At 70.1% G+C, this 11,685-nt stretch carries 7 protein-coding genes; 3 read left to right on the top strand and 4 right to left on the bottom strand.

The window, feature by feature from the left end:
• Positions 1 to 336, bottom strand: coding sequence for an addiction module antidote protein (locus ACZ5LB_RS03155; RefSeq protein WP_464604702.1), 336 nt, complete (start codon positions 334 to 336; stop codon positions 1 to 3).
• 11 nt (positions 337 to 347) lie between these two features.
• On the bottom strand, positions 348 to 638 hold the full coding sequence (locus tag ACZ5LB_RS03150) for a type II toxin-antitoxin system RelE/ParE family toxin (protein WP_464604701.1): 291 nt from the start codon (positions 636 to 638) through the stop codon (positions 348 to 350).
• Between the two features lie 198 nt (positions 639 to 836).
• Between ACZ5LB_RS03150 and ACZ5LB_RS03145 the strand changes: the two genes are divergently transcribed.
• Positions 837 to 4,901, top strand: a complete 4,065-nt coding sequence (locus ACZ5LB_RS03145) for a DEAD/DEAH box helicase (RefSeq protein ID WP_464604700.1) — start codon at positions 837 to 839, stop codon at positions 4,899 to 4,901.
• 12 nt (positions 4,902 to 4,913) lie between these two features.
• Positions 4,914 to 6,149, top strand: coding sequence for a DUF4032 domain-containing protein (locus ACZ5LB_RS03140; protein ID WP_464604699.1), 1,236 nt, complete (start codon positions 4,914 to 4,916; stop codon positions 6,147 to 6,149).
• Positions 6,150 to 6,246: 97 nt separating this feature from the next.
• On the opposite strand, the gene ACZ5LB_RS03135 is transcribed toward ACZ5LB_RS03140, so the two are convergent.
• Positions 6,247 to 7,494 (bottom strand): ISL3 family transposase, encoded by a 1,248-nt coding sequence (locus ACZ5LB_RS03135; RefSeq protein WP_464602215.1) that lies wholly within the window; start codon positions 7,492 to 7,494, stop codon positions 6,247 to 6,249.
• Positions 7,495 to 8,383: 889 nt separating this feature from the next.
• Complete coding sequence (locus ACZ5LB_RS03130) at positions 8,384 to 9,865, bottom strand: HAD-IG family 5'-nucleotidase (RefSeq protein WP_464604698.1); 1,482 nt, start codon at positions 9,863 to 9,865, stop codon at positions 8,384 to 8,386.
• A gap of 128 nt (positions 9,866 to 9,993) precedes the next feature.
• Here ACZ5LB_RS03130 and ACZ5LB_RS03125 point away from each other — a divergent pair, with 128 nt between their 5' ends.
• A complete protein-coding gene (locus ACZ5LB_RS03125) occupies positions 9,994 to 11,601 on the top strand; it encodes an alkaline phosphatase family protein (protein WP_464604697.1) in 1,608 nt (535 codons plus the stop codon).
• Positions 11,602 to 11,685: the final 84 nt, after the last annotated feature.

Here is an 11,685-nt window from a genome sequence, read left to right as displayed (position 1 = left end):
TCAGGTCGTCGCGGTCGCGTGGAGCCTCAAGCCAAGGGCGTGGACGACCTTGATAAAGGTGTCCAGTTCCGGGTTCCCCTCAGGAGACAGAGCCCGATAAAGGGACTCGCGGCTCAGTCCCGTGGCCTTGGCGATCTTCGTCATGCCTTGGGCTCGCGCGATGTCGCCGATGGCCGCGGCGATCACGCGGGGATCGCCGTCTTCCAGGGCCGCCTCAAGGAGTGCCGCCATATCTCCTTCATCCTTGAGGTAGGCGGCACCGTCAAAAGGGATGGTTTTGGTTCGCCCGACAAGGGCCGTGCGTGGACTGGGGGTGCGGTTCTTGCCGGTTTCCATGGGTTCATCCTTTACAGACTATGGGCCAATTTCAGAGCGATTCGTATGTCAGTTTCCTGGGTACTCTTGTCCCCACCAGCAAGTAGGAAAATCAAAGTTTCACCCTTCCTGCAAAAATAGACTCGATACCCTGGGCCGTAATTGATTCGCAGCTTTGAAACGCCCTCTCGCACGGGTTTCACATCGCCTGGAAGGCCGAGGCGGAGACGGTAGATCCTCGTTTGAACGCGGGCCCTCGCTTGCCTGTCCTTCAGATCGGAAAGCCATTTCATGAACTCGGGGGTCTGGCGAATCTCCTCCATGGCACAAGTGTAGCCCATAAGCTACGCTTGGCAACCCCCACCGCGCATACGATGTTCGAGGCCCTGAAAATCGCATTCCCGGCGGTGGGATCGGGTAATCCCGGTCAAGGTGTCGATAAGATGGGGCAAAGGGGATTGAACGTGGCGGCAGGGCTGGGGATGAGTGGGAACGGCTCCTCCAGGCCGTCCGGAACTGAAATGACCGAAGGCCCCATGAACCTCGCCGGCCTCCGCCGGCTCCCGGAGGAGGAGCAGGCGATCCTCATGGGCCTGGCCGCCATGGGCCTGCCCTCCACCAACAGCCACCTGGCCCAGACCCTGGCCCGCGCGAACGCGCACCCCCTGGCGCCGGCCTGGGCGGCCAACCCCCGGAAGGCGCAGGAACTCCTGGAGCGCCTCAAGGCCAAGGGCCTCGCGGTGGAGCGCCGGAACTTCTGGCACTGCGCCGAGCGCTGCCTGGAGTCCGCCGCCCGCCTCGCCCAAGCCCGGGGCGTGCTGCGGGCCATCTTCCAGGCCGGCCTTCCCGCCGGAGGCGGCGGGGGCATGGTGCCCGACGGGGCCATGCGGAGCCGGGCCGAACTGCGCCTGGCGCTCATGGAGGGGCGCGCCGAGCGCTGGCTGCCGCTGCGGGACCGCTTCGCCGAGCAGTTCGTCACCGCCACCGGCCACCGGGACCCCCTGGCCCTGGTGTGCGGCGGGCCCTTCGAGGGGGCGTGGTTCGACGGCCTGGATCCCGCGGCCCAGGCCCACGGCTGCAACGCCCTCCTCCTGGACCACCTGCTCCACAACCTGCCGGACCCGGGCTTCCTGGCGTGGCTGGAGGCCCGCACCCGCAAGCCCGCCCCCAGCGCCGCGGCCTTCCCCCTGATCCTCTACCTCATCCTCATGGGCCGCGACGCCCAGGCCCGGGCCTGGATGGAGGCCCAGCCCGCCAAGGCCCGGGAGCACTTCTCCTGGAGCAACCTCGAAGGCCTGGCCGCCCTGGCCGCGGGCAGCCCCGCCCTGGCGGCGCGGCACTACGGCGCCTCCGTGGAAACCCTGCGCAAGGCCACCCGCCGGAAGACCTCGGTCCTTCCCGGCCTCCACGAGCCCTTCCACATCCTGGCCCTCCTGGGCACCCGCGAGCCCGCGGCCCTGCGCCGGGTGGAGGAGCGCCTGGCCCTGCTGGACCGCGGAGGGATGGGCAGCCCCCTGCGGGACCTCCCGGTGATCCTCGCCCATCTGTATCGGCTTCTTTCCGGCGCCCGGCCCCAGCACGGGCTGGCCCAGCGCCTGCCCCGGGACCTCACCCCCCTGGGCCTGGTGTTCGCCGCCGTGGCGGCCCACCTGGGCGGGGAGACCCCGCCCCCCGACCTGCCGGAGCGGGCCCTGCGGGCCTGCGCGCCCCTCCCCTTCGGGTGGTTCACCCGGGAACTCCTCGAGCTGCAGCGGCGCCTGCGGGGGGAGGACGCCCGGCCCAGCCCGCTCCTGGACCTGGTGCCCCGGGAGGCCGCCTGGGAACGGGCCCTGGACAGCCTGGAGCGCATGGGAGCGCCGGCCCCGGGCACGCCCCGGACCACGCGCCTGGCCTGGTTCGTGGCCCCCCACGAATTCGAGGACGGCACCTTCGAGGTGCAGGCCCGGGAGCAGAAGCAGGACGCCCGGGGCGAGTGGAGCCGGGGCCGCCCGGTGAGCCTGCGCAAGCTGCGGGAGAACCCCAGGACCTACGACTACCTCACCGCCCAGGACCACCGGGCCATCGCCTCCATCCAGGCCGAGCGTCCCTTCGGCTCGGAATTCACGTACCACGTGGAAGGCAGCGAAGCCCTGGCCGCCCTGGTCGGACACCCCTGCGTCCACTGGGAAGGCAGGCCCATGGACCTGGTGGAGGGCAAGCCCGAGCTGCGCGTGCGCAGCCAGGGCGAAAACCTGGAACTGCGCCTGGAACCCGAGCCCGGCCCCGGTGGCGTGCTGGCCCGGGAAGAGGGCCCCCGGCGCACCCGCATCTTCGTGTTCCAGGACGCGCACCGGCGCCTGCGGGAGGTCCTGGGCGACCGGCTCGTGGTCCCGGCCTCGGCCCGGGAGCGGCTCCTGAAGTCCCTGGCGGCGGTGGCGCCCCTGGTGGACATCCACTCCGACGTGGGCATGGGCGCGGAGGCTTCGGCCCGGGCCGGCCTCGCGCGGGTCGCGGGCGAAACGGTGCCCACCCTGGTCCTGGTGCCGGCGGGGGAAGGCCTGCGCGCCCAGGTGCGCGTGCACCCCGTGGCCGGCGGCCCGGGGCTGCCCCCCGGCGAAGGCGGGGCCAGCCTCGTGGTGGAACAGGGCGGCCGCCGCCTCCTGGTGCACCGGGACCTGGAGGCCGAAGGCCGGGAGGCCGCCGGCCTCGTGGCCGCCCTTCCCACCCTGGGCGGGTCGGAGGACTGGACCTGGAGCCTGTCGGATCCCGAGGCCTGCCTGGAGCTCCTCCTGGAAGCCGAGGCGGCCCGCAGCCGCTATCCGGTGGTGTGGCCCGAAGGGCGGCCCCTGGAAGCCCCCCGCACCGTCGGCCTCGAGTCCATGCGGCTGAAGGCCGAGGCCGGGGGCGGGTGGCTGGAGGTCCAGGGCGAGGTGCGCATCGACGGCGCCAAGGTCGCGGACCTCAAGGCCGTCCTGGACCACCTGGAATCGAGCTCGAGCCGCTTCCTGCCCATGGCCGACGGCACCTTCCTGGCCCTTTCCCGCGCGTTCCGCCGGAGGCTCCTGGACCTCAACGCCCTGGGCGAACTCCACGGTCAGGTTCTGCGCCTCCACGCCGGGGCCGCGGCGCTCTTGGGCGATCTGGGGGAGGGCCTGGACGCCTTCGAGGGCGACCGCGCCTGGAAGGTCCGCATGGCCCGGGTCCGGGGGGCCATGGCCCTGGAGCCGGCCCTGCCCGCCACGCTCGAGGCGGGCCTGCGCGGCTACCAGGAGGAAGGTTACCGGTGGATGATGCGCCTGGCCCACGCGGGGCTGGGGGCCTGCCTCGCCGACGACATGGGGCTGGGCAAGACCCTCCAGGCCCTCGCCCTGCTTCTGGCCCGGGGCGGCGCGGGGCCCGCCCTGGTGGTGGCCCCCACCAGCGTCTGCGCCAACTGGGAGCACGAGGCCGCCCGGTTCGCCCCGGCCCTGCGGGTGCGGAACCTCGCGGACGGGGACCGGGAGGCCGTCCTGGCCCAGGCGGGACCCATGGACCTGATCGTGTCCAGCTACGGCCTCCTGCACCTGGAATCCGAAGGCCTGGCCAAGGTGGCCTGGTCCACCGTGGTGCTGGACGAGGCCCAGGCCATCAAGAACGCCTTCACCAAGCGCAGCCAGGCCGCCATGGCGCTCCAGGCCGGATTCCGCCTGGTGCTCAGCGGCACCCCGGTGGAGAACCACCTGGGCGAGCTGTGGAACATCCTGCGCTTCCTCAATCCCGGCCTCCTGGGCTCCTTCGAAGTCTTCCAGCGGCGGTTCCAGCTCCCCATCGAGCGCCAGGGCGACGCCGAGGCCCTGCAGCGCCTCAAGCGGCTCGTGGGCCCCTTCCTCCTGCGGCGCACCAAGGCCCAGGTGCTGGAAGAGCTCCCGCCGCGCACCGAGATCACCCTCGAGGTCGAGCCCAGCGCCGGGGAGACCGCGCTACTGGAGGCCATCCGCCAGCGGAGCCTGGAGGAGCTGGGCGAGGGCGGCCAGCCCATCCAGGTGCTGGCGGCCATCATGCGCATGCGCCGCGCCTGCTGCCACCCCGACCTGGTGCAGCCCGGCCTGGGCGTGGCCTCGTCGAAGATGGAGGCCTTCCTGGAGCTCCTGGCCCACCTGCGGGAGAACCGCCACCGGGCCCTGGTGTTCAGCCAGTTCACCGACCACCTCGACCTCCTGGCCAAGGCCCTGGAAGGCCTGGGCGTGCCCTTCCTCCACCTGGACGGGAGCACCCCGGCCCGGGCCCGCGCCAAGGCCGTGGCCGCCTTCCAGCGCGGCGAGGGCGACGTGTTCCTCATCAGCCTCAAGGCCGGCGGCACCGGGCTCAACCTCACGGGGGCCGACTACGTCATCCACATGGATCCCTGGTGGAATCCCGCCGTGGAGGACCAGGCCTCGGACCGCGCCCACCGCATCGGGCAGACCCGGCCGGTGACCATCTACCGCCTGGTGCTTCGCGGCAGCATCGAGCAGCGCATCGTGGACCTCCACGCGCGAAAGCGCCAATTGGCCGACGACCTCCTGGAAGGCGCGGCCGCCCCGGCGCGGCTGGACGCCGAGGCCCTGATGGAGCTGCTCCGCGGATAGAATGGAACTCCCATGACTGAAGCCCCCGGCCTCCTTTCCATCCTCGTCCGCCCCGGCCATCCGGATTTCCTGGACCTGCCCTGGGACGTGGAGCTCGCGGCCTGGCCCGGCGCCACGGACCGTTCCATCGAACTTCAGCGGGGCCTGTCCCGCCACGAGGTGCAGTTCGTGAGCTACGGCGGCACCTGCGTGTACGCCGTCAAGGAGCTGCCCGAGGGGCTCGCCGGGAAGGAGTACGGCGCCCTCCTGGAGATCCAGGCCCGGAGCCTGCCCTCGGTGGAGCCGGTGGGGCACGCCCTGGCGGTGCGGCCCGACGGGGAGCGGGTGAGCCTCCTGTTCACGCGGTTCCTGGAGGCGAGCCACCCCTACCGCGTGCTCTTCCAGAACCCGGGCCTGGAGCGCTACCAGGAGCGGCTGCTGGACGCCATGGCCGGGCTCCTGGTGCGCCTGCACCTCGCCGGCGTCTACTGGGGGGACTGCTCCCTCTCCAACGTGCTGTTCCGCCGGGACGCGGGGCAACTGGGCGCCTACCTGGTGGACGCCGAGACCTCCGAACTCCGGGAGACGCTCACCGACGGCCAGCGCCGCCAGGATCTCATGATCATGGAGGACAACGTCGGGGGCGACCTCCTGGACATCTCCATGGTCACGAAGCTCCCCGACGCCCTGCGGCCCGAGGATTTCGGCGCCAACATCCGCCGGCGCTACGAAAGCCTCTGGACGGAGGTGAACCGCGAAGTCATCGTGGGCGTGGACGAGCGCTGGCGCATCCACGAGCGGGTGCGCGCGCTGAACGCCCTGGGCTTCTCCATCCAGGAGATCAAGCTCATCGCCACCGGGGACCGGGAAAAGCTCGTCATGCGCACCGTCGTCACCGACCGGGACTACCACCGCCACCGCCTGCACGACCTCACGGGCCTGGTGGCCCAGGAGGCCCAGGCCGAACTCATGCTCAACGAGATCGAGGAGCTCAAGGCCCGCCTCTCGCACAAGGGCCGGCGGGACATCCCCACCTCCGCCGCCGCGTTCCGGTGGCTCACCGATTCCTGGGAGCCCGCCCAGAGGCGCCTGGGGCCGCTGGTGAAGACCGAGGCCGACGCGTCGGAGCTCTACTGCCAGGTGCTGGAGCACAAGTGGTTCCTGTCGGAGGAGGCCAAGACCGACGTGGGGCTGGAGGCGGCGCTGGACGGGTACCTGGCGAGGTTCCAGGCGCGAAAGGGGAAGAAGGGCAAAACGGTCAATTTGTAAGGCGGTCTGCCTGCTGGGGCGTTGGGGGTTCATCCTGTCGCGCCGGGTGTTGAACGTAAAAAACGGTTCCTCGCTGAAGCGAGTGGGTAGCGACCGGTTATAACCGGGCGGTTTGCCAGGCTGGGGTCAGATCGAACTTCAGCTTGCCGGCGATGAGGTAGGCCATCGTCACCAGGTTGCGGATGGTCCGGTAGCCCCGGGCTTTGGACTTGGCGGCCTGGAGCAGCGAGTTGATGCCTTCCAGCAGCCCATTGGCCAGGCCGCTCTTGAACCAGCGCAGAACCCCAGCCATGTGGTCCTTGAGCGTGTCGGCAGCTTTGACCATGGGTTGGATGCCGGACTCTCTGACCATCGTGATCCACTCTTTCAGGAACATCCCGGCCGCTTGTGGATTCGCCTGCTCATAGAAGTCCTGGAGGGTGAGTTTCATTCGGTAGGCCTCAGCCGTCAGCAGGTTCGCGCCCCGCAGTTCCTGGAGTCTCCCAGCCTGGGTCGCCCTGAGGTTAGAGGGGTTCTTCAGCCAGATGTAGCGGGTCTTCTTGAGCTCGGGCCGATCCTTGGCCTCTCCGCGCCGCACGTCGTCCACGGCCCTGTTGATCATCTGCATGACATGGAAGCGGTCGAAGGTCAGGTGCGCCTTCGGGAAATGCGCTCTCAGCCCCTTGATGAACGAGGGAGACATGTCCAGGCAGGCCTCCTCGATCCTCTCTGGGTCACCCATGTGGGCCACGAGGTCGGCCTTGAAGGCCTGCACGGTCTCATGGCTTCGCCCGGCCACACCGAACAGGACCTTCTTCTCCTCCATGTCCATGACCAGGGTGATGTAGTTGTGCCCGCGCTTGGCGGCGGTCTCGTCAATGCCGATCCGGGTGACGGTGGACATGTCCACCTTTGCCCGGGCCTCATCCACGTGGTGATGTACCAACCGCCAGAGCTTGGTATCGTGCTCGCCGACCAGCTTGGCGACTGTGGCTACCGGCATGGCCTGGACCAAGGTCATGATCAAGGCTTCGAACAGGAGGGTGAAACCTGATCCGGGTCGAGCCCAGGGGACCTGGACTTGCTTGACCCCGTCCACATCGCACTTGCAGCGAGGCACCCGGGCCGTCAGGTAAGCGGCGTGCTGAAAGAAGTCCAGGTGCCGCCAGGTCTTCTCCTCGGTGTCGTGGACCTTGGCGGGCTGGCCGCAGACCGGGCATGGAAAGTCAGCCCCACGGGTGAAATCGATCGTGATGTCCAACCGCTTGGCCTCCTCGTCGAACTGGAGATTCTTGACCTCCCAAGGGGCCTGGAGGCCGAGTGCCATGGTGAACAGGGTGTTGGTGTCCATGGCCCCATTGTCCATGGAACAGGCGCGCCGACCCACCCTCTGTGGCCGGTGCTCGGGAATGGAAAGCCCGCCGGATTCCGCTCCGCGGAACGGCCTATGGCCGCCCTTCGGGTCCGCGTCCTTCCCACACCCTCGGGCTCCGCCTGGAAAACGCTGGCGCGTTTCCCACACCGCCCACAGCGACCGTCAGCAGCAGCATGGTTTTGAGCCTCTACTTTCCCGGAATCCGAGTCCTGGCTTCACCGTTCCAGGAAACCTTTCGGAGCTGGGCCACAGCACGAAACAGGTCGGCGCTTTATGCGCTGGTCACCCACACGAAACAGCGACGGGCCTAAAAAACCCGTACGCGGAGTGAGCAGAGGCGCGGAGTTGCGCAGAGGTGGCTTCGCACCCGTGGCGCCGACCCATTCAGCCCAGGCCCTGCCCGCTGACGCGGGCCGCGCCTCCGGCGCGCGGCGGGGTGCGCTGGCCCTTCCGCATGCGAGCCTGTGGAAGGACCAGCGAACCCCGCCTTGGACGGGCCTGGGCTCATCGATTCGGAGGAAAGCAGGGCGAAACCCCGGGGTGGGACCCGTCCGGTGCCTGGCGCGGCCTGTTTTCGTCAAACGAAAGCTCCACCCAAACCTGCGGGGCCCCATAACGTCAAGCCCAGGCCCGTCCAAGGCAGGGGGCGCTGGCCCGCCACAGGCTCGCATGTGGAAGGGCCAGCGCCCCCTGCCGCGCGTCGCCTGCGACGCGGCCCGCGTCAGCGGGCAGGGCCTGGGCGGAATGGGTCGGCGCCACGGGTGCGAAGCCACCTCTGCGTGGCTCTGCGCCTCAGCGCACTCCGCGTACAGGTTTTTTCGTCCCGGCTGCCGATCTGCCCATCAGGAACCACGGCCCCGGGAATTCGAGGAAACCGCCCCTACTCCCCGCCCCCCTCCGAAAGCGGCAGGTTCGACTGCCCTCCCGGACTGGAAGGATCGTGGGGCAGGCTGCCCCGGGGAGAGCGCAGGTACACGAAGGGCGTCGCGTAGAGGAAATTGGAGACCCGGCTGGTGTACACGTCCGCGTACCGCTCCACCTGCCTCGCCAGGTGGCTCTTGTCGTTGCCGGCGCGGGTGAGCAGGCCCCAGCGGCCGTTGGTGAGCTCCGTGGCGGCCCGGGCCAGGGGGGCGATCTCCATGTCCAGGGGCAGGAGCCGGCCGCGGAGCTCCTGGAGCCGGGCCTCCAGCTCGTGCTGGGTGGCGGCGGGCCGGGGGCCGTACCCGCCCTTGAGGCGCTGCAGCTCCAGCCGGGTCTGGGAGAGCTGGTCCTCGAGGCGCTCCTTCTCCTCCATCATCGCGGCGATGGTGCGCTCGGCGCCGGCGAAGGACTCCAGGGCCTCCACCTCGGCTTCCAGCTCCCGCAGGACCAGGGCGGTGCGCCAGCGGAACTCGCTCTTGCTCATGTGCACGTCGCCGAACATGTGATCGCCCACGTAGAGGATCTCGTCGCCGCCGATGCCCAGGTCCTTCTCCACCTGCGCGGCGGATCCGCCCATGTAGGCCACCCCGGGCTGCAGGGGGCCCACCATGGGCCGCAGCATCCCGTCCCCGGTGACCACCTGGAAGAAGGGGGCCCTGGACGTGAAGAACTCGGGCTTTCGCGCACCCACGATCACCAGGTCGAAGAGGTCGCGCCAGGTCATGTCCCCGGGCAGGAAGCGGTCGAAGGAGTAGGACATCATGGCCGAGGAGAAGGTCCAGTCCGAATTGGTGATGAGCAGGAGCTTCTTGCCGGCGTTGCGCTGGTCCAGGAGGGTGAGGGCGGTTTCCGGGTCCAGCACCACGCAGGCCTCGGGGGCCGCGATGATGCCGGCCTTGAGGCGGCCTTCCATGTGCTGGGCGTCCACCACGTCGCGAACCCGCACGTAGAGCTCCCGGTAGCCCAGCACCTCCGGCAGGCTGCGCCCGTCGAGCAGGTCCACCATCTGGGCGTAGAGGCACCCCTCGGACAACGAGAAGAGGGTGTTGAGGAAGACCCAGCGCGGGTCCGACAGGTCCACCTGCGTCCCGGCGTAGGCCTCGCGCTGCTCGGCGAAGGTCAGGGGCCTCGTGCCGTGCTGGGCCCGGCGCACCAGGCCGAAGCGGTTGGCCTTGACGATGTTGCCCAGCTGGGTGTCGATGACCAGCCCCCGGGCCACCATGCCCTGGTCGAAGACCAGCGACTGCACCGGCCAGCCCTGCTCCAGGAACCGCTCCCGGGCGTATTCGTAGACCTGGCGTTCGAAGATGTCCACCCGGTAGTTCACCAGGGTGTAGTCCATGTCGTAGCCGATGGCGTGCAGGGAGCGGAAGTTCAAGGTCCGGTTGCAGAAGACGCCTCGGCTGCGGGGCGGTGTCACGTGGGGGCCGATCTCGTTCATGCCCCAGGATAGCGCCCCCCGGCGACCTTTGCGCAGGGTCACAGGGATTTCACTCGCGCCGCGGCGTCCTCATCCCGCATCATCGAACGATACCCATCGTTTCGAACGGCGGCCCCACCGGAGATTGCATGCGCCTTGCCCCCATCCTCGCCTTCCCCCTGGCGGCGGCCCTTTGCGCCGCACCCCGCCCGCCCCTCGTGGTGGTCGTCTCCGTGGACCAGTTCTCCGCCGAACTCATGGCCCGATGGGGCCGGGACCTCCCGGGAGGGCTGGGCCGGCTCCAGCGCGAAGGCGCGGCCTTCGTGGAGGCCTACCAGGACCACGGCTTCACCGAGACCGGCCCGGGGCATTCCGTCATCCTCACCGGGTGCCACCCCATGCACACCGGCATCACCGAGAACCACTGGCGCGACCGGGAGAAGGGACGCACCACCTACTGCGTGGAGGACCCCGCGAGCCCCCTGGTGGACGCCAAGGGCAAGGCCGTGGGCCCGGCCCGGCTCCTGACCGGGACCCTGGGCGAGTGGCTCACGGCCCAGGTGCCCGGAAGCCGCTCCTTCGCCGTCACCGGCAAGGACCGGTCCGCCATCCTCATGGCGGGCCACCGGGCGCAGGGCGTCTACTGGTTCAGCGGGGCCGCGGGCTTCACCACCTCCCGGGCCTACGCCAGCGTTCTTCCGCCCTGGCTGAAGACCTACAACGCCCGGTTCCTGGACCACGTGGCCAACGACAGCCTCTTCTGGGCGCCCCTGGACGGGCGGGGCCTGCCGCCCACGGCCACCTACACCGTGCACGGCGGACCCGTGACCCTGGGCCTGCCCCGGGCCGTCCACGCCGTGGGCATGCCCCTGGACACGGCCTTCTGGGAACGGTTCCGGGCCACGCCCTTTTTCGACGAGGCGATCCTGGGCGCCGCCGAAGCCCTGGACGAGGCCGAGCACCTGGGCCGGGGCCCCGGCACCGACCTGCTGGCCCTGGGCCTTTCGGCCACGGACTACGTCGGCCACCGGTTCGGCAACGGCGGCCCCGAGATGCTGGACAACCTGAGGCGCCTGGACAAGGGCCTGGGGGCCTTCCTGGACCGCCTGGCGGCGAAGGTGCCGGGGCTCTGGGTCGTCCTCACCGCCGACCACGGGGCCTCTGACTTCCCGGAGCGGCTCCAGGCCCAGGGCATCCCCTCCCGCCGGGTGCTCCCCGGCCCCTGGACCCGGGCCCTCAACGAGGCGCTGCGCAAGCGCCTGGGGATCGCCCTGGACGCCTTCCTTCCCGCCGACGGCCCCATGCTCTATCTGAACCCCGCCCTCGCCGACCCCGCCGAGCGCAAGCGGGTCCTGGAGGCGGCCGCCGCCCTGGCCAAGGCCACCCCCGAGGTGGCCGACGCCTTCACGGCCGAGGAACTGGCCGCCTACGTCCCCGATCCCCTGGAGGACCCGTCCCGGCGCAGCCCCAAGGCGAAACTGCGCCTCAGTTTCATGCCGGAGCGAAGCGGGGACCTCCTTCTGGCCTTCATGCCCACCTACACCATGGACGACCCCGAGGACCTGGCCTCCCACGGCCACCCCCGGGACACGGACCGCCGGGTGCCCCTGGTGTTCTGGGGCCCCTGGAAGGGAGGACGGCGCACGGAGCCGGTGCGCATCGTCGACCTGGCCCCCACCCTGGCCCGGGAGCTGGGGATCCAGCCGGCGGGTCCGGTGGACGGCCGGGCCCTGTCCCTGCCGGCCCGGCAGCCGTAGGGCGCCTCTGAATTGGCATGCAGTTTTTTTCATAGTCAGCCCCAGGCAAGCCAATCCCGTGCTGACCTTCCGGAAAAGCAAGGC

The sequence above is a fragment of the Mesoterricola sp. MK458 genome, assembly GCF_055384935.1.
This window is presented reverse-complemented; position numbering and strand designations above follow the sequence as displayed.